This window comes from Rhodococcus sp. NPDC080181 (assembly GCF_040702225.1).
In the GTDB taxonomy this organism is placed as follows: Bacteria; Actinomycetota; Actinomycetes; order Mycobacteriales; family Mycobacteriaceae; genus Rhodococcoides; species Rhodococcoides fascians.
In genome coordinates this window covers 196,861-218,850 of the sequence record NZ_JBFBKN010000005.1, presented here as the reverse complement: position 1 = coordinate 218,850, position 21,990 = coordinate 196,861, and the positions used below count along the sequence as shown (strand labels likewise).

Below are 21,990 nucleotides of genomic sequence, written 5' to 3'. Positions count from 1 at the left end.
ACTGGATCCGCTGACGGCGGGTCCAACGAGAACGGAATCGGCACCGCTCGCGTCAAGCGCGGTATGGCCGAGATGCTCAAGGGCGGCGTCATCATGGACGTGGTCACCGCAGACCAGGCGAAGATCGCCGAGGATGCCGGTGCCGTTGCCGTCATGGCGCTCGAGCGCGTTCCCGCCGACATCCGCGCGCAGGGCGGGGTGTCGCGGATGAGCGATCCGGACATGATCGACAGCATCATCTCCTCGGTCAGCATTCCGGTGATGGCCAAGGCCCGCATCGGGCACTTCGTCGAGGCGCAGATCCTGCAGAGCCTGGGTGTCGACTACATCGACGAGTCCGAGGTCCTCACCCCGGCCGACTACGCCAATCACATCGACAAGTGGAATTTCACCGTTCCGTTCGTGTGTGGTGCCACCAACCTGGGTGAAGCACTGCGTCGAATCACCGAGGGCGCAGCCATGATTCGCTCCAAGGGCGAGGCCGGCACCGGCGACGTCTCGAACGCGACGACCCACATGCGCAAGATTCGCGACGAGATTCGTCGTCTCACATCACTTCCCGAAGACGAGCTCTACGTCGCGGCGAAGGAATTGCAGGCTCCGTACGATCTCGTCGTCGAAATCGCCCGTGCCGGAAAGCTGCCCGTCACGTTGTTCACCGCCGGCGGTATCGCCACCCCGGCCGACGCAGCGATGATGATGCAACTCGGTGCCGAGGGAGTGTTCGTCGGATCGGGAATCTTCAAGTCCGGCAACCCGAAAGAACGTGCCGAGGCAATCGTCAAGGCCACTACCTTCTTCGACGACCCGGATGTCCTCGCCAAGGTCTCCCGTGGACTCGGCGAGGCGATGGTCGGCATCAACGTCGACGACCTGCCCGTCGCACACCGTCTCGCCGAGCGCGGTTGGTGACCGTCCTCTTCCGGTTGCGTAGCTACTGACTGCGTTCCAGTGCCGGGCGGTCCGGATGGTCCCACCGGACCGCGAAGTCCGGCCGCTCGGCGTACTCGTCGATCGAGTCGTAGTACTCGAGCAGTGCCGTGCAGGTCCATTGGTCGGCTGTGTCGGTTCTCCGACGCAGCGCACCCTCGGACAACCGCAACTGCACTCGAAGATCGACGTCCAGTCCTCGGCCCAGCAGCATCGGACCGGCAATCAGGACTATGTGATTCGGCGCGGCCTCGACGGTACGAGCGCGGGCGGATCGATCGGTTGCCTCATCCCACAGACGCGGCAGATAGTGACCTCGGCCACCGGCACGCAGTGGCGCGATGACCTCGCGTATCACGGCATCGTAGTCGAACCACACAGTGCGGTAGCTCAATTCGTCCGTTCGCGAATACTCGAATCGAATTGACGCCGGCCGGACGTAATCGTGCAGGTCGACGACGTCGGCAGGCCTGCCCTGTGAGCGGGCGTGTTCGGCTGTGCGAGAGGCGAAGTCGACCGGCTTCGCGGCGTCGGCACCGTCGACGACAACGATCGTTCGCGACCCGGCGGGGCACTCATCGACGATCGACCTGGTCAGAAGATCGGGAAATATCGGTATCGGTTGACCCACACCGACCATCTTGCCTGGTCCACTCATTGTTAGCCTGAGCCGTTGTCACAGAAAGGTGGACACAGCCATGGCCAGCATCGAGGACATTCTCGAATTGGAACGAATCGAGAACGACATCTATCGGGGACGCACGTTCCCGAGCCGGCTGCCGCGGACGTTCGGCGGCCAGGTTGCCGGCCAGGCGCTCGTCGCGGCCGTGCGCACCGTGGCACCCGAGTTCCGCGTGCATTCGCTGCACGGCTACTTTCTCCGGCCGGGTAACCCGAACGAGCCGGCCGTGTTCATGGTCGATCGTATTCGGGACGGCCGGTCGTTCTGCACCCGTCGAGTGACCGGAATTCAGCACGGCAAGGCCATCTTCACGATGTCCGCCTCGTTCCACGGCGACGACGACGGGATCTCCCATCAGGACCTCATGCCCGAGGTGGTCGGACCGGAATCGTTGCCCGACCCGACCACTCTGGCGGAGTACGACACCTCCTACTACAAGGAGTGGTCCGAATGGGACATCCGTCTCATTCCCGACGATCAGACCGTCAAGCATCCCAGTTTCGCTGCGCAGCAACGGGTCTGGTTCAGGTACCGCGACACGCTGCCCGACGATCAGGTGTTCCATGTCTGCGCGCTCGCCTACATGAGCGACATGACGCTCATCGGATCGGCCAAGGTGCCGCACCCGGACGCCGTCACGCAGACGGCCTCCCTCGATCACGCGCTGTGGTTCCTCAGGCCGTTCCGAGCGGACGAATGGCTGCTCTACGACCAGACGTCGCCGTCCGCTGATTTCGGACGAGCACTGGCGCAGGGGCGAATCTTCGACATCTCCGGTCGTATGGTCGCCGCCGTCGTCCAAGAGGGACTGATGCGCTTCGAGCGGGACACCTCGAAGCCACACGTCGATCCCTTCGGATTGAAGTGACGCCGCCGACGATCGGCGTACTCGCACTGCAGGGCGATGTTCGCGAGCACTTGGCCGCGCTGGAGTCGAGCGGTGCGCACGGAATCACCGTGCGGCGGCCGGACGAACTCGCCCAAATCGACGGGTTGATCATTCCCGGTGGCGAATCCACGACGATGAGCACCCTGCTCGGTGTCTTCGATCTGCTCGGGCCGCTGCGCGCTCGTCTGGCCGACGGTATGCCCGCGTACGGATCGTGCGCGGGGATGATCCTGTTGGCGTCGGACATCCTCGACACCAGGCCCGACGCGGAACACCTCGACGGTCTCGATATCACCGTGCGCCGCAACGCTTTCGGCCGACAGGTCGACTCGTTCGAGACCGATCTCGAATTCGCCGACATCGAGGGCGGACCGATGCGCGCAGTGTTCATTCGCGCGCCCTGGGTCGAGCGTGTCGGTGCGGACGTCGAAGTACTCGCCACCGTCCCGAACGGGCCTGCTGCGGGCCGTGTGGTGGCCGTGCGCCAGAACCGAGTGCTGGCCACCAGCTTCCATCCCGAGGTCACCGGAGACGATCGAGTGCACCGACTCTTCGTGGACATGGTGCGCAGCGCGTAGAAACCCGTAATCGCCGGTTGGGGCGGAGCGATGACACGGGCGAGTAAAGTCGACAACACCGAATTCGAGCAGGAAGGGGCTCTATCGCATGAGCGGCCACTCAAAATGGGCCACCACCAAGCACAAGAAGGCGGTGATCGACGCCCGACGCGGCAAGTCGTTTGCCAAGCTCATCAAGAACATCGAGGTGGCGGCCCGCACGGGTGGTGGTGACCCCACGGGCAACCCGACGCTCTACGACGCCATCCAGAAGGCGAAGAAGACGTCGGTTCCCAACGACAACATCGAACGTGCGCGCAAGCGCGGAGCCGGCGAAGAAGCGGGCGGAGCCGACTGGCAGACCATCATGTACGAGGGTTACGGCCCCAACGGTGTCGCCATCCTCATCGAGTGCCTCACCGACAACCGCAATCGTGCAGCAGGCGAAGTTCGAGTAGCAATGACTCGTAACGGCGGAAACATGGCCGATCCGGGTTCGGTGTCCTACCTGTTCTCACGCAAAGGCGTCGTGACGCTCGAGAAGAACGGACAGAGCGAGGACGACGTGTTGATGGCGGTCCTCGAGGCCGGTGCCGAGGAAGTGAACGACAACGGCGACACGTTCGAGATCGTCAGTGAGCCGACCGATCTGATCGCAGTGCGTACCGCACTGCAGGACGCGGGCATCGACTACGACTCCGCGGAGGCGAGCTTCCAGGCTTCGGTCAACGTCCCGGTGGACGCAGACGGAGCGCGCAAGGTCTTCAAGCTGATCGACGCCCTCGAAGACAGCGACGACGTGCAGAACGTCTGGTCCAACGTCGACCTGTCGGACGAGGTCATGGCCGAACTGGACGACGAGGACTGACCCGGTCCGTTTGCTCACGGTGATCGACCGGGTGTCGTAGCCCTGATCCGTCGGTGCGTTCCGCTACGCTATCGAACAACAGTTCGTAAGCGGAAGGTGTGGTGACGTGCGGGTGATGGGTGTCGACCCCGGTCTCACCAGGTGTGGGCTCAGTTTGATCGAGGGAGGCGTCGGTCGCACAGTCGTCGCTCTCGACGTGGATGTGGTCCGGACTCCCGCCGACATGGATCTCGCGCAGCGTCTGCTGCGGATATCCGAAGCGGCGGAATACTGGCTCGATACACACAAGCCGTCGGTCGTGGCAATCGAGCGAGTGTTCGCTCAGCACAACGTACGGACGGCCATGGGCACCGCGCAGGCAGGCGGCGTCATCGCACTGGCTGCGGCCCGGCGCGGTATCGACGTCTGCTTCCACACTCCCAGTGAGGTGAAGGCAGCCGTCACCGGCAACGGTTCGGCCGACAAGGCACAGGTCACCGCCATGGTCATGCGCATTCTCGGGCTGCAGACCGCGCCGACTCCCGCTGATGCCGCAGATGCGTTGGCTCTGGGTATCTGTCACTGCTGGCGCGCCCCGATGATCGCCCGGATGGCCAAAGCCGAGGCGATGGCCGCCGAACAGAAGCGCAAGTACGACGCGCGTCTGGCCGAGGAACGCAAAGCTCGCGCCGCCGTGGCGCGCAAAATCGAGAAACTGGCCAAGAAGGAGGCGGGCGCACGGTGATCGCATCCATTCGCGGGTCGGTGATCGACATCGCTCTCGATCACGCAGTACTCGAGGCGGCCGGTGTCGGATATCGCGTCAATGCCACACCGGCGACGTTGGCGACGTTGCATCGGGGGAGCGAGTCCACTCTGCTCACCACCATGATCGTGCGCGAGGACTCGCAAACGCTGTACGGGTTTCCCGACAAGGAATCACGTGAGCTGTTCGAGCTGCTGCTCACGGTTTCCGGAGTCGGGCCACGAATTGCGATGGCCACGCTTGCGGTACACGAACCCGACTCCCTGCGAACAGCATTGGCGGACAGCGACATCGGGGCCCTCACCAGAGTTCCCGGTATCGGCAAGCGCGGGGCCGAGAGGATGGTGGTCGAGCTGCGCGACAAGGTCGACGCCGTTGTCGGCCGCGCCGGCAGTTCCGTGGTGCCCGGTTCCGGGGTCGGCAACTCGATGCGCGATCAGATCGTCGAAGCCCTGATCGGTCTCGGATTTCCGGCGAAGCAGGCCGAGGAGGCCACCGACGCGGTACTCGCACAGCAGCCCGAGGCCACGACGTCCACCGCACTGCGGGCCGCGTTGGCGTACCTCGGTAAGTCCAGGTAGGTCGGCGTGACCGAGGACGACGAGTTCGGGGAATCCCAGGTCGGTGCGGAGGCCATGTCCGACGACCTCGACATCGAGATCAGTCTGCGTCCGAAGAACCTCACCGATTTCATCGGTCAGCCTCGGGTGCGTGAGCAACTGCAGCTGGTGCTCTCGGGGGCGAAGATGCGCGGCGGCACCCCCGATCACATCCTGATGTCGGGTCCGCCCGGCCTGGGAAAGACCAGCATGGCGATGATCATCGCCGCGGAACTCGGCACCTCACTGCGGTTGACCTCCGGGCCCGCCCTCGAGCGTGCGGGCGATCTGGCCGCGATGCTCAGCAACCTCGTCGAAGGGGACGTGCTGTTCATCGACGAGATTCATCGGATCGCCCGGCCGGCCGAGGAAATGTTGTATCTGGCCATGGAGGACTTCCGTGTCGACGTGATCGTCGGCAAGGGGCCGGGAGCGACATCCATTCCCTTGGAGGTCGCCCCGTTCACTCTCGTCGGTGCGACCACCCGGTCCGGCGCGCTCACCGGACCGCTGCGCGACCGCTTCGGGTTCGTGGCGCACATGGATTTCTACGAGCCGAGTGAACTCGAACGAATTCTGATGCGATCCGCCGGGATTCTGGGTGTCCCCATCGACCGTGACGGCTGCGCCGAGATCGCAGGACGCTCGCGTGGCACACCCCGAATCGCGAACCGACTGCTGCGCCGAGTTCGCGACTACGCGGACGTGCGCGGGGACGGCACCGTCACCCAGGACACCGCCAAGGCCGCGCTCGTGGTCTACGACGTGGACAAGCTCGGACTGGATCGCCTCGACCGTGCCGTCCTCAGCGCGCTGATCCGAAGTTTCGGCGGGGGACCGGTGGGAGTGTCCACTCTCGCTGTCGCCGTCGGCGAGGAGCCCTCGACGGTCGAGGAAGTGTGCGAGCCGTTCCTGGTGCGGGCCGGGATGATCGCCCGTACGCCGCGCGGTCGCGTCGCCACTGCCGCCGCCTGGCACCACCTCGGTCTCACCCCGCCACCGGATCTCGCAGTCGGGGGAATTTCGGTGCGATCGGCCGAGGTCCAGCAGGGATTATTCGAGTGAAACGGCCGCAACACGAGACGAACGGACCGAGCGGGCCACAGGTGATGGCACACTGGGTAGCTGCGAGGCCCGCACCAGCGACGTTCTCGCACGAGACAATGACGATTATCGAACCGAACTTCGAGGACTGACCTTCCGATGGATTTGCTGTTTCCGCTGCTGATCGTGGCCCTTCTGGTACCGCTGTTTCTCAACGCGCGCCGACAGAAGAAGGTGCTGGCCAAGACCACGGAAATGCAGGACTCGCTGAAGGTCGGCGACGAGGTCGTCACCACCGCAGGCCTGTATGCACGAGTGGTCCTGGTCGAGGACGACACGATCGACCTCGAGATCGCCGACGGCGTCATCACGACGTGGTCACGCGCCGTCGTGCGTGAGGTTCTGCCCGACGACACCGAGTTCGACGACGGCGAGTCGGACGAGAACACCTTCGATTCGGTGCCCGGCGCCGGCACCGCTGCGGTCGGCCCCACCGAGCCGGCAGCTCCGTCGCTGCACAAGGACGTCGGGAACCCCGCCGACGAAACCGTCGAGCAGACGACGAAGCGCCTCGAAAAAGAGTGACGTAGCGAAGATCCGAACCGCTGTCGGAGACACAATCCGGCAGCGGTTTCGTCTGCGGTGAGCGTCGTGGTGCACAATCGCACCGCCCGCCGCTGACACAACGAGGCGCGAGCCAACAGGAACAGACACTTTTCCACCGCCCAGAGGAGAATCACACACCGTGGCACCTTCCAGCGGATCGGTGCATCCCGCCCGCTATCTCGCCGTCTTCGCGGTGCTGATGGCGGCGGTGTATGCCCTGGTCTTCTTCACCGGAGACAAAGACCCCTCGCCGAAGTTGGGAATCGACCTGCAGGGCGGCACGCGAGTGACGCTGACTGCACGCACGCCCGACGGAAATGCGCCGTCGCAGGACAGCCTCAAGCAGGCGCAGCAGATCATCGAGACCCGCGTCAACGGTCTCGGCGTGTCCGGTTCCGAGGTGGTCATCGACGGCGACAATCTCGTCATCACGGTGCCCGGTGACGACAGCTCTCAGGCGAGAACTCTGGGGCAGACCGCTCGACTGTTCATTCGTCCGGTGGTGGGGTCGGTTGCACCATCCGCAGGCCAGGCGACGCCGGGTTCTCCGCAGACTCCGACGGACCCGGCTGCGCCGGCAGATCCGGCGACAGCCGTCGATCCTGCTGCTCCGGCGGCTCCGCAGAGTCGGGTGTTTCCGGCGCAGGATCCGACGACGGTCGACCCGACCCCCGCTCCGACAACCGGTGCTCCGGCCTCGGACGCACCCGCGACGGACGCCCCGACCTCGAGTGATCCCGCCGAAAACGCGTCGCTGTCCGACGCCGATCGGGCAGCCCAGGAGATCGCCGACGCGAAGGCGCTTCGTCAGAGCGAGGATCAGCAGATACAGCAGCTCGCCATGCAGTCGCTCGATTGCAACGCCGCGGACCCGCTCGCCGGCAACGACGATCCTGCGCTCCCGCTCGTGGCCTGCTCCACCGACGGAACAGCTGTCTACCTTCTCGGTCCCACGATCATCGACGGTCAGCAGATCGCCGACGCGACGTCGGGATTCGACAACCAGCAGGCTCAGTTCCAGGTGAGCCTGACGTTCGATTCCGAGGGGTCGAACACCTGGGCGCAGTTCACGGCTGCGAACCTGCAGAAGCAGGCCGCATTCGTACTGGACTCGAAGGTGATCAGCGCGCCGGTCATTCAGGGTGCCACTCCCGCCGGTAGTGCCACGTCGATCACCGGCAACTTCAACGCGCAGAGCGCTTCCGAACTGGCCAACACGCTCAAGTACGGTTCGCTGCCACTGTCGTTCGTGTCCTCCGAGGCCGAAACGGTCTCGGCCACACTGGGATTGGCGTCACTCGAAGCAGGCCTGATCGCCGGTGCCATCGGCTTGGCCCTCGTGCTGGTCTACTGCCTGCTGTACTACCGAGCCCTCGGCCTGCTCACGGCTCTGTCGTTGGCGCTGGCCGGGCTCGTCGTCTACGGCATCCTGATCCTGCTCGGCAGGTGGATCAGCTTCACCCTCGACCTCGCCGGCATCGCCGGCCTGATCATCGGTATCGGCATGACCGCGGACTCTTTCGTGGTGTTCTTCGAACGCATCAAGGACGAGATTCGCGAGGGCCGCAGCTTCCGGTCCGCAGTGCCCCGCGGTTGGGCCCGCGCACGCAAGACCATCCTGTCCGGCAACGCGGTCAGCTTCATCGCCGCTGCCGTTCTGTACGTACTGGCAGTCGGTCAGGTGCGCGGCTTCGCGTTCACCCTGGGACTGACGACCATCCTCGACGTCATCGTCGTGGTGCTGGTGACGTGGCCGCTGGTGAATCTGGCGTCGAAGTCGAAATTCTGGTCCAAGCCGTCCGTCAACGGTCTCGGCGCGGTCCAGCAGATCGCGCTCGAACGAAAGCGCGCCGCCAACAAGGCAGTCGCCGTCAAGACCGGCGCCGCGTCGCCGTCGAAGGAGGCATGACATGTCCGATACGGCCACCTCGACCCCATCGCCTCTCGACGATTCGAGCGTCGACCAGTCCACGCAGCCCAGGCACAGTTGGTTCTCTCGTCTCTACACCGGCACCGGTGCATTCGAGATCGTCGGACGCCGCAGGTTCTACTACGTGCTGACCGGCGTCATCGTGCTGATCTGCCTGCTCAGCTTCCTCGTGCGTGGGTTCACGCTCGGTATCGACTTCGAGGGCGGCACCCGCATCGCATTGCCCGCCGCGGACAACATCTCCACCGAGCAGGTCGAAACCGTCTACAACGACTCGCTGGGCATGCCCCCGGTGTCCGTCCAGACGGTCGGCTCGGGTGCCGCGGCCACGGTGCAGATCCGTTCCGAGGCGCTCGATCCAGCCGAAGTCGACACTCTTCGACAGGCGCTGTTCCAGTCCTTCCAGCCGCAGGACAACTCGGGCACCGCAACGCCCAATGCCATCAGCGTCTCCGACGTGAGTGAGACATGGGGGAGTCAGATCACCCAGAAGGCTCTGATAGCCCTCGCGGTGTTCCTGGTGATCGTCAGCATCTACATCGCCATCCGATACGAACGAGACATGGCGCTGGCGGCCCTGGCCGCATTGGGCTTCGACCTCGTCGTCACCGCGGGCGTCTATTCACTCGTCGGCTTCGAGGTGACCCCGGCCACGGTGATCGGTCTGCTGACCATTCTGGGCTTCTCGCTGTACGACTCCGTCGTGGTGTTCGACAAGGTGGAGGAGAACACCCGAGGCATCTTGAACCTGCACCGCAAGACGTACGCGGAGCAGGCCAACCTCGCCGTGAATCAGACTCTGATGCGATCGATCAACACGACCGTGATCGGTGTTCTGCCGGTCATCGCATTGATGATCGTCGCGGTCTGGCTGCTGGGCGTGGGAACGCTCAAGGATCTCGCTCTCGTGCAGCTCGTCGGCATGATCGTCGGTGCCTACTCGTCCATCTTCTTCGCCACGCCGCTGTTGGTGACCCTGAAGGAGAAGTGGGGCCCGGTCGCGGTCCACACTCGCAAGGTCCACTCCAAGCGTGCCGACGCGGCGGCGCGCGCCGCCGGTCTCGCACCCGAACCGGTGGCCGTCGGCGTGGATGTCAGCAAGGCGTCGGCACCGCAGCCCGGCAATCGCCCCACTGGGAAGCGGAACAAGAAGCGCCGATAGCGAGATCGTAGAGATGGAGAGTGCACGTGGAACGTAGGTGGAGCGCGGCACTGCTGGCAGCGGGTCTGGCCGCAGCGTCGCTCACCGCATGTTCGGCCTCGGAGGACAAGGTGCCTTCCATCGGGTACTCGTTCGACAACGTGGTGAACAACTACAACGCCAGGACCGTCGACGGGGCCGCGTCGGGAGCGCGTCAGGCGTTCACACGAGTCCAGGTCGGGTTCAGCTATCTGGGACCGGACGGTGATGCGCTGTCGGACAACGACATCGGTACCGTCGCCGTGGTGCCTGGGGACGTTCTGACGCTGCAGTACACGATCGCGCCTGCGGCGAAATACTCCGACGGCGCACCGATGGCGTGCGATGACCTGGTGCTGGCGTGGGCCGCCAACAGCGGCCGGTTCGCCACCGACCGTCCCCTGTTCGACGCGGCGTCGACGGCGGGATACTCCGACATCGCGAGCATCGACTGCGTCCCCGGGTCCAAGGACGCCACCGTCGTCTTCGCCCCGGGCCGCAGCTACCAGAACTGGCGAGCTCTCTTCGGTGCCACCGATCTGTTGCCCGCACACGTGGCTGCGCGCGCGGCCGGGGTACCGAACGTCGTCGATCCCATCGTGGCCGGCGATGACGGTGTCGTCTCTCGGATCGCCGATTTCTGGAACACCGGGTGGACGTTGACGCCCGGTTCTGTCGACACGTCGCTGCTGCCGTCGGCCGGTCCGTACCGCGTCGACTCGTACACCCCCGAGGACGGGTTGGTTCTGGTCGCGAACGACGCCTGGTGGGGCATTCCGCCCGAGACGCAGAGAGTCGTGATCTGGCCCAAGGGCACCGACGTCCCGGCCAAGATTGCCGATGGATCTCTGGACGTGATCGACCAGGGTGCGGGCGCGATCGATCTGGGTTCGACAGAGGGGTTCGAGACCGTCACGGAACCGTCGCGAGGCGTCGAGCAGCTGACGTTCGCGACCCAGGGCGCGCTGGCGGAGGCGAGTGCTCGCCGGGCCGTGGCCGCATGCATCCCGCGAACGGAGCTGTTCGACACACTCGGGCACCCTGGCTTCGAAGCACCGCCGGCCGGGCCCGGCTCCGGGGTCGTCGATTCGCGGCTGATGCAACCGGACACTCTGGTGTACCCCTCGGTTGCCGCGACGGTCGGCGACCGGTACCAGCGGTCGGACCTGGACCGCGCGGGCAAGGAACTGGCCGCATCGGGTAGCAGTGCGCTCACCGTACGCGTCGGCTACCTGGCACCGGACGCGCGCCGCGCTCAGCTGGTCAGCCGAATGGCGACCGATTGTGCGGCGGCGGGGATCACCGTCGAGGACGCGAGCTCACCGGAGTTCACGCCGTCCGCGCTTCGTGCCGGAACAGTGGACGCCGTTCTCGGCGGCGCGGGGTCGCTGCCAGGGCCGACCGGCTCGGCGTCGTCCGTCGTCGCACGGTACTCGTTGCGAACCGGTATCGGCCTCAACGTGGGCGGGTACAGCAACGGGCGGATCGACTCGATCGTCGACCAGCTGGCGGTGACCGACGATCCCGAGCGCGTGCTGGCGTTGGCGACCGAGGGCGAGAACATTCTGTGGAACGACATGCCGTCGCTTCCGCTGTACAGCGAGCCGCGCACCACCGTCGTCAGCGACGGTATGCAGGACGTCGTGGCCAACCCCACGGCGGCCGGTGCCGGCTGGAACATGGATCGGTGGGTACTTCTGAAATGAGCGATGCGACAGTGACTCAGGACGGCGGGGTGCGCGGTGATGCCGTGTCGGCCGTGCATCGGCTGACACGGTGGGTGGACGATTTTCCCGTGGACGGGGTGCGGTTCGGCGACCTGACCCCGGTGTTCGCGGAGGGGCCCGCGTTGCGCAGTGTCGTCACGGCACTGACGGAGGGTTTCGAGAACGTCGATCTGGTGGCCGGCATCGATGCCCGAGGGTTTCTGCTGGGAGCGGGCGTGGGACTCGAGCTCGGTTGCGGGGTGCTCGCTGTACGCAAGGCGGGCAAACTGCCGCCGCCCGTGCACTCGCGAACCTACGATCTCGAGTACGGAACCGCAGAACTGCAGATTCCGACCTCCATCGAGCTGGCCGGTCGACGGGTGCTCGTGGTCGACGATGTCCTCGCCACCGGCGGTACCGTCGATGCGACAGCTCGGTTGCTGGCCGAGCAGGGCGCGGTGGTGGTCGGGGCGACCGTGGTGCTGGAAATAGAGGCGCTCGACGGCCGCAGCAAGTGCAGTGACTACCCGCTCGCCTGCCTGGTTCGAGTCTGAGGACTAAAGTCGACTGATACAGCGTCGACCGGATCTGTCCTGGCGTCGGCGCGAATGTGTGGCAGGAGGTGATGAGAGTGACCCGTTACATCGATCAGCCCTTGCCCGAGCGGCCCGCAGTCGCCGATCGGCCGGGAACCGGTGCGGATTTGGTCGCGTCCGGCGATACGAGCGCGGTCGTCGATACCGCAGTGGTCAACGATCCGGTGGTGGACAGACCGGGCGTGCGCGAGCCGGTGTCGAGTGATTCGGCGCAGGCCGACGACCAGGCACCCTCGGGTGCACGCAATTCGGCACCCGTGCCCACCTCGGCCTCCCGTCGAGTTCGGGCGCGGCTCGCTCGTCGCATCACGGCCGGACGCAGCGCGGCGGTCAAGCCCGTCCTCGAACCCCTGGTCAGTCTGCATCGCGAGCTGTATCCCAAGGCCGATCTGACGCTGCTGCAGCGGGCCTACGACGTCGCGGACGAGCTGCATTCCACACAGATGCGCAAGTCCGGCGATCCGTACATCACCCATCCACTTGCCGTGGCGAACATCCTCGCCGAACTGGGTATGGACACCACAACGTTGGTTGCGGCCCTGCTGCACGACACGGTGGAGGACACCGGCTACTCGTTGGCCAAGTTGACCGAGGAGTTCGGTGACGAGGTGTCCCATCTTGTTGACGGGGTCACCAAGCTGGACAAGGTCGTACTGGGGACGGCCGCCGAGGGCGAGACCATCCGAAAGATGATCATCGCGATGGCGCGGGACCCGCGGGTGTTGGTCATCAAGGTCGCCGATCGACTGCACAACATGCGCACGATGCGATTCCTGCCCCCGGAGAAGCAGGCCCGCAAGGCCAAGGAAACACTGGAAGTCATTGCGCCGCTTGCTCATCGGCTGGGTATGGCCACCGTCAAATGGGAGCTCGAAGACCTGGCCTTCGCCATTCTCCATCCCAAGAAGTACGACGAGATCGTTCGGTTGGTCGCCGATCGGGCACCGTCCCGCGACACGTACCTCGAGAAGGTACGGGCCGAGATCAACGCCACACTGGCGGCATCGAGAATCAGCGCCGTCGTCGAGGGACGTCCCAAGCACTACTGGTCGATCTACCAGAAGATGATCGTCAAGGGCCGGGACTTCGACGACATCCACGACCTCGTGGGAGTGCGCATTCTGTGCGACGAGATCCGCGACTGCTATGCCGCGGTCGGCGTCGTGCACTCGCTGTGGCAGCCGATGGCGGGCCGCTTCAAGGACTACATCGCGCAGCCACGGTACGGCGTCTACCAGTCGCTGCACACGACGGTGATCGGGCCCGAGGGCAAGCCACTGGAAGTGCAGATTCGCACCAGGGACATGCACCGCACCGCGGAGTTCGGTATCGCTGCTCACTGGCGATACAAGGAGACCAAGGGCAAGCACTCACAGGACAACGCCGAGGTCGACGACATGGCGTGGATGCGCCAGTTGCTCGACTGGCAGCGTGAAGCGGCCGACCCGGGCGAGTTCCTCGAGTCTCTGCGCTACGACCTGGCGGTCAAGGAAATCTTCGTCTTCACCCCGAAGGGCGATGTCGTCACGCTTCCCGCCGGATCGTGTCCGGTCGACTTCGCCTATGCGGTGCACACCGAAGTGGGTCACCGCTGTATCGGAGCCCGGGTCAACGGTCGCCTGGTGGCACTCGAACGAACCCTCGACAACGGCGAGGTGGTCGAGGTCTTCACGTCCAAGGCCGTCACGGCCGGGCCGAGTCGAGATTGGCAGGGCTTCGTCGCGTCACCGCGTGCGAAGACCAAGATCCGTCAGTGGTTCGCCAAGGAACGTCGCGAAGAGGCCCTCGAAGCCGGTAAGGACGCCATCGCGAAAGAGGTCCGTCGCGGCGGACTTCCGTTGCAGCGCTTGATGAATGCCGAGTCCATGTCGGCCATCTCCCACGAACTGCGGTACGTGGACGTGTCAGCGTTGTACACCGCGGTCGGTGAGAACCACGTTTCTGCTCGCCACGTCGTGCAGAGGCTGGTCGCTCATCTCGGTGGTGTCGGTGACGTCGAGGAAGAACTCGCGGAGCGCTCTACGCCGTCGACCATTCCGACGAGACCGCGTCAGGTCGGAGACGCCGGGGTACTGGTCACCGGTGCCGAGGGTGTCGTGGCAAAACTCGCCAAGTGCTGCACCCCTGTACCCGGGGACGAGATACTCGGGTTCGTCACCCGCGGCGGGTCGGTCAGCGTCCACCGCACCGACTGCACCAATGCGCGGTCGCTCGAGGAGCAGTCCGAGCGCTTCATCGAGGTGCAATGGGCACCGTCGGCCTCCTCGGTGTTCCTCGTGGCCATTCAGATCGAGGCCCTGGACCGGCATCGGTTGCTCTCGGACGTCACGAAGGCTCTGGCCGACGAGAAGGTCAACATCCTCTCGGCATCCGTCGCGACGTCGGGCGATCGGGTGGCGATCAGCAAGTTCACGTTCGAGATGGGTGACCCCAAGCATCTGGGGCACGTGCTCAACGTCGTGCGCAACGTGGAGGGCGTGTACGACGTGTACAGGCTCACCTCGGCGGCCTGACCGAATTCCGACCCGATACGACAACAGGGTGAGCAGGAATTTCTGCTCACCCTGTCCTCGTCGTGCGGTACGTCAGGTTGCCGAGGTGATGACCACCGGATTCGCCGGCGCTCCGTCCTCTGCACCGCCGCTGACTCCACCGGCCGCAATGGCGTCCAGGGTCTGCAGGCCGGCATCGGAGATGGTGCCGAACACCGTGTACTGCGGCGGCAGCACCGAGTCGGCGTACACCAGGAAGAACTGGCTGCCGTTGGTGTCAGGGCCTGCATTGGCCATGGCCAGGGTGCCACGGGGGTAGACGACCGGGTTCTGGGCCTGCGCGGGATCGTCGGCGAACGCGGTTGTGGGGTATTCGTTGGCGAAGCTGTAGCCGGGGCCGCCACGACCCGATCCCGACGGGTCGCCGCATTGCAACACTTCGAGGCCGGGGGAGGTGGTCAACCGATGACACGGTGCGCCGTCGAAGTAGCCCTGCTGAGCCAGGCTGACCACACTGTTGACGGCGCACGGGGCTTCGGTACGGTCGAGCGTCATTCCGATGTCGCCCTGGGTCGTCGACAGCGTCACGTCGACCGTTCCGAAGACGTCGATGTTTTCGGTCGGAGGCGGAGCAACCTCCTTGGCGGCCGGAGACTCCGCCGGGTACGCACACGAGACCGTATCGGTGGTCGGCTGCGGAACGGGCGGCAGCGCACCGAACCGCGACAGATTCAGCGGCGGCCGCGGGGTGGTCGTCGTGGCCGCCGTCGAGGCAGCGGTCGTCGAACCGGCCGGAGTGGGCGTGGCAGCGGTCTCCGTCGATCCGGAGCAGCCGGCGATAAGAAGTGCCGCAGCGGAGGCTGCGATCACCAGACCGGGTACGCGTGTCACAGGTCGCTCTGCATCGAGGTGATGTCCACCGGCTCGGCCGGTGCGCCGTCGGAGGCACCGCCCTGCGCCCCCTTGGCCGCGATGGCATCCAAGGTGGCGAGACCGGTCTCGTCGATCGTGCCGAAGGCGGTGTAGGCGGGCGGGAGTTGCGAATCGCCGTAGACGAGGAAGAACTGGCTGCCGTTGGTTCCCGGGCCGGCGTTGGCCATCGCCAGGGTTCCGCGGGGGTACAGGACAGGAGTCTGCGCGGCAGGGTCGCCCTCGGCGTACGTGTCGGTGGGGAACTCGTCGGCGAACTGGTAGCCCGGCCCGCCACTACCGGAGCCGGTGGGATCGCCGCACTGCAGCACCTGCAGGCCGGCACCCGTCGTCAGGCGGTGGCAGGTGGTGCCGTCGAAGTAACCCTGATTGGCCAGGGACACGAAACTGTTCACCGTGCACGGGGATTCGGGGTTGTTCAGTGTCAGGCCGATGTTGCCGGCGGTGGTGGCCATGCTGTAGCTCAAGGGCTCGTCGCTGGTGGGGATGTTCTCGGTGCGGGGAGGGGTGTTGGGCTTGGCGGCCGGCTGTGCGGCGGCAGGGTACGAACAGTTCACCGTCTCGGGCAGCGGTTCCGTACGGCCCGCAGCGATGATCGAATCGGCCGGTGCAGACGTGGTCGAGTCCTGCGCCGTGCTCGCGTCGTCGTCACCGCGGGTCACCACGAAGACGACCGAGACAACGGCCACGACCGCAACCACACCGAGGATGGAGCCGGCGATCGTCAACTGCTTCCGACGTCGTGCTCGCTCTGCACGTCGTACGAGTTGGCGTTCGAGCTTTCGCTTGGCAGCCTCGCGCCGTTGCTCGTTGCTGGGCAATTCGTGTCCTCCCGCTTGTCCTGGTTCGACCACGCCTGCTCGCTGAGCGGGTGGGTCGTGTGGTAGCCGGCCGACAATCGGCCAACGCGAGTTTGCCATCATTGCCTGAGAGCATGCTGGGGGGACCCGACGAGAACCTCCCCACTAAGCTGGCTCGGTACTTCGGCCTCTGCCTCTTAGGAGCGATTGTCTTGCTCGTCACCGGATTCCCCGCAGGAATGTTTCAGACGAACTGCTACATCCTCGCTCAGGACGACGCATCCGAGTGCGTCGTGGTCGATCCCGGCCAGGATGCCGCCGATCCGTTGGTCGACTTCCTGACGCGATCCTCGCTGACCCCGACGGCGGTGCTGCTGACCCACGGTCATCTGGACCACACGTGGTCCGTGGAGCCGGTCTGCTCGAAGTACGGAATCCCCGCATACATTGCGCCCGAGGACCGATACATGTTGGCGGACCCGATCAAAGGGACCGGTCCGACGCTCGCTGCCGTGCTCGGCGACCTTGAGTTCCACGAGCCGGACGAGGTGATCGAGTTGGCACACGAGCAACGTCTGAGCCTGGCGGGAATCGACTTCACTGTCGTGCACACTCCGGGGCACACGCAGGGCTCGGTGGTGTTCCTCGCCGAGGCGGACGGCCCCGACGGGAATGTTCCGTTGGCGCTGACCGGCGACACCCTGTTCGCCGGATCGATCGGCCGGACAGATCTGCCCGGCGGCGACCACGACCAACTTCTACGGTCCATCGCGTCGCGGTTGCTGCCGCTGAGCGACGACACCGTCGTGCTCCCCGGACACGGCGGCCAGAGTTCCATCGGCCAGGAGCGCGGGTCCAATCCGTTCCTCGTTGGACTCGGTGACCCCGAGCAAGGAAAGCTGTGACCGTGAGCAAGCCGACCACCTTTTCCGCGCCCAAGGGCATTCCCGATTACTTCCCCCCGAATTCGGCCGAATTCGTCGCTGTCCGTGAGGGCCTTCTCGGTGCCGCGCGCGCAGCCGGGTACGGCCACATCGAACTCCCGATCTTCGAGGACACCGGGTTGTTCGCCCGGGGAGTCGGCGAATCGACCGACGTGGTCAGCAAGGAGATGTACACCTTCTCCGACCGCGGCGATCGGTCGGTGACTCTGCGTCCCGAGGGGACTGCGGGCGTCATGCGTGCGGTGATCGAGCACGGCTTGGACCGCGGGGCGCTGCCGGTCAAGTTGGCCTACGCCGGGCCGTTCTTCCGGTACGAGCGCCCGCAGGCCGGCCGCTACCGCCAACTGCAGCAGGTCGGAGTCGAGGCGATCGGGGTCGACGACCCGGCGTTGGACGCCGAGGTCATCGCCGTGGCCGACGCCGGGTTCCGCGCCCTCGGTCTCACCGGTTTCAGGCTCGAGATCACCTCGCTCGGCGACGACACCTGCCGCCCGCAGTATCGAGAGTTGCTGCAGCAGTTTCTTTTTGCGCTTCCTTTGGACGAGGACACGCGTCGACGCGCCGAGATCAATCCCCTGCGGGTTCTCGACGACAAGCGGCCGGAGGTGCGCGAGATGACTGCCGACGCGCCGTTGATGCTCGACCATCTCTCCGATTCGGCGAAGCAGCATTTCGACGAGGTGTTGGCCTACCTCGATGTGATGAACGTTCCGTACTTGGTCAACCCGCGCATGGTTCGTGGGCTCGACTACTACACGAAGACGACGTTCGAGTTCGTGCACGATGGCCTCGGGGCCCAATCGGGCATCGGCGGCGGCGGACGCTACGACGGCCTGATGGAGCAGTTGGGCGGGCAGGCACTGTCGGGTATCGGATTCGGGCTCGGTGTCGACCGCACCGTCCTCGCGTTGGCCGCCGAAGGAAAGACCGCAGGCACGACGTCGCGGTGTCAGGTGTTCGGCATCCCGATGGGTGCCGCGGCCAAACTCGCGATCGTCGACATCGCAGCTCAGTTGCGTGAAAGTGGAATCGCGGTGGACATGGCGTACGGAAATCGGGGCATGAAGGGAGCGATGAAAGCGGCTGATCGTTCGGGAGCACGCTACGCACTCGTGCTGGGCGATCAAGAGCTGTCGGCCGAATCCATCGTGGTGAAAGACCTTTCGAACGGCGAGCAGGAGACGGTCACGTTGGCCGACGTGGTCGACGTCCTCGGAGTGCGCCTTGGCCGATGACCCTCGGCCCCCGGCAGGTCCGGTAGCCCTCGATCTGGTCTCGGCGGAGTTCCTCGCGCCGCGGTTACGCAAGATCGTGGTCGGTTCGCTGCTGCTCGGGGTCGTGCTGGGCGTCGTTCTGGCGCTCTTCGCCCCCGTGTGGGTGGCAGTCCTCGTCGGAGTGATCGTCGGTGGTCCGGCAGCGCTGTCGGGTTGGCTGGGATTGCGCCGCCGGGTGTGGCTCGACGGGCCCCGGCTGTGCGCGCGGGGACTGCGCACCCGACGGCTGAACATGCCGGAGGTGGTGACGGCGGAGATGACCATCCGCACGGCCGGAATCGACCAGATCTCGCTGCGGCTCTACGACGGTCGTACTCGCATCGTCCTGCCATTGGCGCTGTACACCAGAGGCGGCGGCCGCGAACTGCCGATTCTTGCGTTGCGCACGCTCGCCGATTCGCTGTGGACCACCGAACTCGTTCCCGCGGCGGCCATCGCGTCGGTGCTGGTGGATCAGCTGCGGGCCGAGGCTCGCGACGCCGGGCTCGACGAGCGACCTCTCTACCGAGCGATCGAACTTGTTCGCAGCAAAGGTCGCACTCCGCATGCGACGTTGACCGACCGTGAGGTCGCGCAGCTGCTCGGATGAGAGCGGACGGCTCTCAGGTCACCAGGAATGCGTCGAGCACCACGGCCTCGGCCGATCGTGAGCCGGAGGTGACGACGAGGGCCCGGTTGAGGTACGTGAACTTCGGAACAGCGGTCGACACTCGCAACGTGCCGCGGAAGTAGTAGGTCGCCGGGTCGACCTCTCGGTCGGGATCGTTCAGAGCGTCGATGACCTCGGCCGGTCCGAACTGGACTCCTCGGTAGTCGAGCGAAAGGTAACCGCCGGTTGCCAATTCGAGGACGAGATCGCTGCTGAACTCGGTGCACCCGTCGGGCCGGGTGACGCTGACGACGGTCGATCGAGCAGCCAGAGTGCCCTCGATGTCCGGGCCGGGTGCGGCCCCGCCGAGGACGGTGGTGACGACTCGGTCGCCTTCGGGCACCGAACCGATCTCGATGGCCGGTCCCAGGGTGAGGCCCAGGCGCAGAATGGGTTCCAGGGTCGGTGTGTTCGGGGCGGTCACGTGCGGTGCACTCCTAGGATCGACTTCGGGCCCTACGCTATCGCTTGTCGGCTGCCGGACCCGACCGGGGGATGCGGGGGAGCGATGCCGACCTTGACACGGCATAGAACAAATGTTCGACTGTGTGCATGCGATGGGCCGGTCAGACTCTCGATGCCGCAGACGAGGGCGCGCTACCGGGGCTGGAACGGTCCGGGCTCGTCCGCAGCGTGCAGACCCCGGAGTTCGAGGGCATCACATTTCACGAGGTGTTGTGCAAGAGTGCCCTGAACGAGGTTCCGGGCGAATCGCAGGTGCCGTTCTCGTGGACCGTCAATCCGATGCGCGGATGCTCGCATGCGTGCCGGTACTGCTTCGCGAGGCCGACACACGAATACCTGGACCTCGATTCCGGCAACGATTTCGACTCGCAGATCGTCGTCAAGACGAACGTTGCGGCAGTCCTCCGCAAAGAGCTCGCACGTCGATCCTGGAAGCGGGAGCCGGTCGCGCTGGGGACCAACACCGATCCCTATCAACGCGCCGAGGGGCGATATCGGTTGATGCCCGGCATCACTCGCGCGTTGACCGAGTCGGGTACGCCGTTCTCGATCCTGACCAAGGGAACGCTGTTGCGACGGGATCTGCCGCTGCTGACCCTGGCTGCACAGAAGGTCGACGTACACGTGAGCATCAGTTTGGCGATCCACGATGCAGATTTGCAGAAGCAGCTCGAACCCGGAACACCAAGTCCGCGAGCAAGGTTGGACCTCATCCGCGCCGTGCGGGATGCGGGACTCGACTGCGGTGTGCTGGTGGCGCCGGTCATTCCGTTTCTCACCGACGGAGCCAAACAACTCGACGGGCTGATCGCTGCGCTGGCCGAGGCCGGGGCGACGACCGTCACGGCGCTGCCGATGCATCTTCGATCGAGCACCAAGGACTGGTACATGAGCTGGCTGGTGAAGGAGCACCCGGCGTTGGTACGCAGATACCGCCAGCTCTACGGACACGGGGCGTACGTCACTCCGGAGTACAAGCAGTGGCTGAAGGCGAGAATCGATCCGCTGCTCGACACCTACGGTTTCGCCGCCGACCAGACCCGCGCGTTGCCCGCGAACGAGCCTGCCGAACCCCGCGGGTTGGTGACCTCGGGGCCGGCACTCACGCTGTTCTGAGCAGTACTGGTTCAGGGATTGTCGAGGTCGCGAGCCGAGAACGTGTCGCAGGCGGCCACTTGTCCGGTCTCGTAGCCGGTGGAGAACCACGCCTGGCGCTGGGCGGACGAGCCGTGCGTCCAGCCCTCTGGGTTGACCCGGCCGGTGGACGCCTGCTGAATCCGGTCGTCGCCCACCGAGGATGCGGCGGACAGTGCGTCGTCGATCTGGGCGGAGGTCAGCGGTTCGAGAAATGGGACGCCGCTCTTCGGGTCGACGGTCTCGGCCGCGTAGTGCGCCCAGATTCCTGCGTAGCAATCGGCTTGCAATTCCACCCGCACGCCACCGGACTCGGGACCCTGAGGGTCTTGCTGTGCGCGCCCGATGTCGCCCAACTGGTTCTGGATGTGGTGGCCGATCTCGTGCGCCACGACGTATTCCTGTGCCAGTGGCCCACCGCTGGAGCCGAACTGATCGACCAGGACCTGAAAGAAGCTCGTATCGAAATACGCCGTGGAATCGGCCGGGCAGTAGAACGGCCCGACGGCGCTGGTGGCGTTGCCGCAGCCGGTGTTCGTTGCTCCAGAGAACAACCGCACGTCCGGCTGGACGTAGGCGACGCCGGTTTGAGGCTGCAGCTGCGATTCCCAGACGGTGTCCAGGCTTCCCACCGTGAAGTCGACGCGGCAGTTCACGTTGCTGTTCGCGTCTGCTACGTCGCAGTCGAGTGTTCCGGACGACCCGTCCTCGCCCTGCCCGGCGGAGCTGTCGCCCCCACTGATTTGGTTCAGTATTGCTCCCGGGTCGCCGCCGAAGAGCAGCGCGAGGACGATGATGACCAGCCCACCCGCGCCACCGCCGATCGCCAACTTGCCGCGTCCGCCGCCTCCGCCGCTACCACCGACGGAGACTCGGCCCGGTGTCGTTTGCGAGCCTTCTCTGAACGTCATGCTGGAGTTCCCCTCCGCCGAGCCCGCATACTCCGTGCGAACCGATACCGCCACTGTCG

22 protein-coding genes are annotated in these 21,990 nt (G+C 65.5%); 17 read left to right on the top strand and 5 right to left on the bottom strand.

The window, feature by feature from the left end:
* Nucleotides 1-36: 36 nt before the first annotated feature.
* A complete protein-coding gene (pdxS, locus tag AB0O58_RS08400; protein ID WP_094652899.1) occupies nt 37-912 on the top strand; it encodes a pyridoxal 5'-phosphate synthase lyase subunit PdxS in 876 nt (291 codons plus the stop codon).
* Between the two features lie 22 nt (nt 913-934).
* Here pdxS and AB0O58_RS08395 read toward each other — a convergent pair whose 3' ends face one another.
* Complete coding sequence (locus tag AB0O58_RS08395; protein ID WP_288123789.1) at nt 935-1,588, bottom strand: hypothetical protein; 654 nt, start codon at nt 1,586-1,588, stop codon at nt 935-937.
* Nucleotides 1,589-1,628: 40 nt separating this feature from the next.
* Between AB0O58_RS08395 and AB0O58_RS08390 the strand changes: the two genes are divergently transcribed.
* The 12 genes from AB0O58_RS08390 (at nt 1,629) to AB0O58_RS08335 (ending at nt 14,845) form a co-directional block, all read left to right on the top strand.
* Complete coding sequence (locus AB0O58_RS08390) at nt 1,629-2,480, top strand: acyl-CoA thioesterase II (protein ID WP_027496942.1); 852 nt, start codon at nt 1,629-1,631, stop codon at nt 2,478-2,480.
* On the top strand, nt 2,477-3,079 hold the full coding sequence (gene pdxT, locus AB0O58_RS08385; protein WP_032400791.1) for a pyridoxal 5'-phosphate synthase glutaminase subunit PdxT: 603 nt from the start codon (nt 2,477-2,479) through the stop codon (nt 3,077-3,079). The genes AB0O58_RS08390 and pdxT overlap by 4 nt, the downstream gene beginning before the upstream one ends.
* An 88-nt stretch (nt 3,080-3,167) precedes the next feature.
* On the top strand, nt 3,168-3,926 hold the full coding sequence (locus AB0O58_RS08380; protein ID WP_027496944.1) for a YebC/PmpR family DNA-binding transcriptional regulator: 759 nt from the start codon (nt 3,168-3,170) through the stop codon (nt 3,924-3,926).
* A gap of 106 nt (nt 3,927-4,032) precedes the next feature.
* Entirely contained in the window at nt 4,033-4,650 is a 618-nt protein-coding gene (ruvC, locus tag AB0O58_RS08375; RefSeq protein ID WP_032370470.1) for a crossover junction endodeoxyribonuclease RuvC, read from the top strand.
* Nucleotides 4,647-5,252 (top strand): Holliday junction branch migration protein RuvA, encoded by a 606-nt coding sequence (gene ruvA, locus AB0O58_RS08370; protein WP_032372502.1) that lies wholly within the window; start codon nt 4,647-4,649, stop codon nt 5,250-5,252. The genes ruvC and ruvA overlap by 4 nt, the downstream gene beginning before the upstream one ends.
* A gap of 54 nt (nt 5,253-5,306) precedes the next feature.
* Nucleotides 5,307-6,335: a Holliday junction branch migration DNA helicase RuvB gene (gene ruvB / locus AB0O58_RS08365; RefSeq protein ID WP_366238123.1), complete on the top strand. Its 1,029-nt coding sequence runs from the start codon at nt 5,307-5,309 to the stop codon at nt 6,333-6,335.
* Between the two features lie 138 nt (nt 6,336-6,473).
* A complete protein-coding gene (gene yajC / locus AB0O58_RS08360; protein ID WP_027496947.1) occupies nt 6,474-6,899 on the top strand; it encodes a preprotein translocase subunit YajC in 426 nt (141 codons plus the stop codon).
* 160 nt (nt 6,900-7,059) lie between these two features.
* On the top strand, nt 7,060-8,829 hold the full coding sequence (secD, locus tag AB0O58_RS08355; RefSeq protein WP_032365084.1) for a protein translocase subunit SecD: 1,770 nt from the start codon (nt 7,060-7,062) through the stop codon (nt 8,827-8,829).
* Nucleotide 8,830: 1 nt separating this feature from the next.
* Complete coding sequence (gene secF / locus AB0O58_RS08350; RefSeq protein ID WP_032372500.1) at nt 8,831-10,012, top strand: protein translocase subunit SecF; 1,182 nt, start codon at nt 8,831-8,833, stop codon at nt 10,010-10,012.
* Between the two features lie 26 nt (nt 10,013-10,038).
* Complete coding sequence (locus AB0O58_RS08345) at nt 10,039-11,736, top strand: ABC transporter substrate-binding protein (RefSeq protein WP_308051203.1); 1,698 nt, start codon at nt 10,039-10,041, stop codon at nt 11,734-11,736.
* On the top strand, nt 11,733-12,290 hold the full coding sequence (locus tag AB0O58_RS08340) for an adenine phosphoribosyltransferase (RefSeq protein WP_045841766.1): 558 nt from the start codon (nt 11,733-11,735) through the stop codon (nt 12,288-12,290). Before AB0O58_RS08345 ends, AB0O58_RS08340 begins: the two co-directional genes overlap by 4 nt.
* Before the next feature lie 224 nt (nt 12,291-12,514).
* The gene (locus tag AB0O58_RS08335; RefSeq protein ID WP_051365379.1) at nt 12,515-14,845 is read left to right on the top strand and encodes a bifunctional (p)ppGpp synthetase/guanosine-3',5'-bis(diphosphate) 3'-pyrophosphohydrolase; all 2,331 of its coding nucleotides are present in this window, start codon (nt 12,515-12,517) and stop codon (nt 14,843-14,845) included.
* A 72-nt stretch (nt 14,846-14,917) separates the two neighbouring features.
* Here the strand turns inward: AB0O58_RS08335 and AB0O58_RS08330 are convergent, their stop codons facing one another.
* Together AB0O58_RS08330 and AB0O58_RS08325 are read right to left on the bottom strand one after the other, a co-directional pair.
* The gene (locus AB0O58_RS08330) at nt 14,918-15,715 is read right to left on the bottom strand and encodes a peptidylprolyl isomerase (protein ID WP_052068830.1); all 798 of its coding nucleotides are present in this window, start codon (nt 15,713-15,715) and stop codon (nt 14,918-14,920) included.
* The gene (locus AB0O58_RS08325; protein WP_027496954.1) at nt 15,712-16,575 is read right to left on the bottom strand and encodes a peptidylprolyl isomerase; all 864 of its coding nucleotides are present in this window, start codon (nt 16,573-16,575) and stop codon (nt 15,712-15,714) included. Before AB0O58_RS08325 ends, AB0O58_RS08330 begins: the two co-directional genes overlap by 4 nt.
* A 191-nt stretch (nt 16,576-16,766) precedes the next feature.
* On the opposite strand from AB0O58_RS08325, the gene AB0O58_RS08320 reads away from it, so the two are divergent.
* Genes AB0O58_RS08320 through AB0O58_RS08310 form a run of 3 tightly spaced genes read left to right on the top strand, consistent with a single transcriptional unit; the run spans nt 16,767 to nt 19,361 of the window.
* Nucleotides 16,767-17,459, top strand: coding sequence for an MBL fold metallo-hydrolase (locus AB0O58_RS08320; protein ID WP_204856520.1), 693 nt, complete (start codon nt 16,767-16,769; stop codon nt 17,457-17,459).
* A 2-nt stretch (nt 17,460-17,461) separates the two neighbouring features.
* On the top strand, nt 17,462-18,733 hold the full coding sequence (hisS, locus tag AB0O58_RS08315; protein ID WP_366238100.1) for a histidine--tRNA ligase: 1,272 nt from the start codon (nt 17,462-17,464) through the stop codon (nt 18,731-18,733).
* Nucleotides 18,723-19,361 carry a hypothetical protein gene (locus AB0O58_RS08310; RefSeq protein ID WP_201009385.1) on the top strand — a complete coding sequence of 213 codons (639 nt, stop codon included), beginning with the start codon at nt 18,723-18,725 and terminating at the stop codon, nt 19,359-19,361. Before hisS ends, AB0O58_RS08310 begins: the two co-directional genes overlap by 11 nt.
* Before the next feature lie 13 nt (nt 19,362-19,374).
* Here the strand turns inward: AB0O58_RS08310 and AB0O58_RS08305 are convergent, their stop codons facing one another.
* Nucleotides 19,375-19,845 carry a DUF3237 domain-containing protein gene (locus AB0O58_RS08305; protein ID WP_032370476.1) on the bottom strand — a complete coding sequence of 157 codons (471 nt, stop codon included), beginning with the start codon at nt 19,843-19,845 and terminating at the stop codon, nt 19,375-19,377.
* Between the two features lie 128 nt (nt 19,846-19,973).
* Between AB0O58_RS08305 and AB0O58_RS08300 the strand changes: the two genes are divergently transcribed.
* Nucleotides 19,974-21,002, top strand: coding sequence for an Rv2578c family radical SAM protein (locus AB0O58_RS08300; protein ID WP_366238099.1), 1,029 nt, complete (start codon nt 19,974-19,976; stop codon nt 21,000-21,002).
* Nucleotides 21,003-21,013: 11 nt separating this feature from the next.
* Here AB0O58_RS08300 and AB0O58_RS08295 read toward each other — a convergent pair whose 3' ends face one another.
* Complete coding sequence (locus AB0O58_RS08295) at nt 21,014-21,931, bottom strand: neutral zinc metallopeptidase (RefSeq protein ID WP_032370624.1); 918 nt, start codon at nt 21,929-21,931, stop codon at nt 21,014-21,016.
* Nucleotides 21,932-21,990 lie beyond the last annotated feature (59 nt).

What these genes read in the sequence shown, in the direction of transcription:
- ruvB (WP_366238123.1), top strand. Translation starts at nt 5,307, where the DNA reads ATGTCCGACGACCTCGACATCGAGATCAGTCTGCGTCCGAAGAACCTC.
- AB0O58_RS08395 (WP_288123789.1), bottom strand. Translation starts at nt 1,588, where the DNA reads ATGAGTGGACCAGGCAAGATGGTCGGTGTGGGTCAACCGATACCGATA.
- AB0O58_RS08340 (WP_045841766.1), top strand. Translation starts at nt 11,733, where the DNA reads ATGAGCGATGCGACAGTGACTCAGGACGGCGGGGTGCGCGGTGATGCC.
- AB0O58_RS08300 (WP_366238099.1), top strand. Translation starts at nt 19,974, where the DNA reads ATGCGATGGGCCGGTCAGACTCTCGATGCCGCAGACGAGGGCGCGCTA.
- secF (WP_032372500.1), top strand. Translation starts at nt 8,831, where the DNA reads ATGTCCGATACGGCCACCTCGACCCCATCGCCTCTCGACGATTCGAGC.
- yajC (WP_027496947.1), top strand. Translation starts at nt 6,474, where the DNA reads ATGGATTTGCTGTTTCCGCTGCTGATCGTGGCCCTTCTGGTACCGCTG.
- AB0O58_RS08390 (WP_027496942.1), top strand. Translation starts at nt 1,629, where the DNA reads ATGGCCAGCATCGAGGACATTCTCGAATTGGAACGAATCGAGAACGAC.
- AB0O58_RS08380 (WP_027496944.1), top strand. Translation starts at nt 3,168, where the DNA reads ATGAGCGGCCACTCAAAATGGGCCACCACCAAGCACAAGAAGGCGGTG.
- AB0O58_RS08295 (WP_032370624.1), bottom strand. Translation starts at nt 21,931, where the DNA reads ATGACGTTCAGAGAAGGCTCGCAAACGACACCGGGCCGAGTCTCCGTC.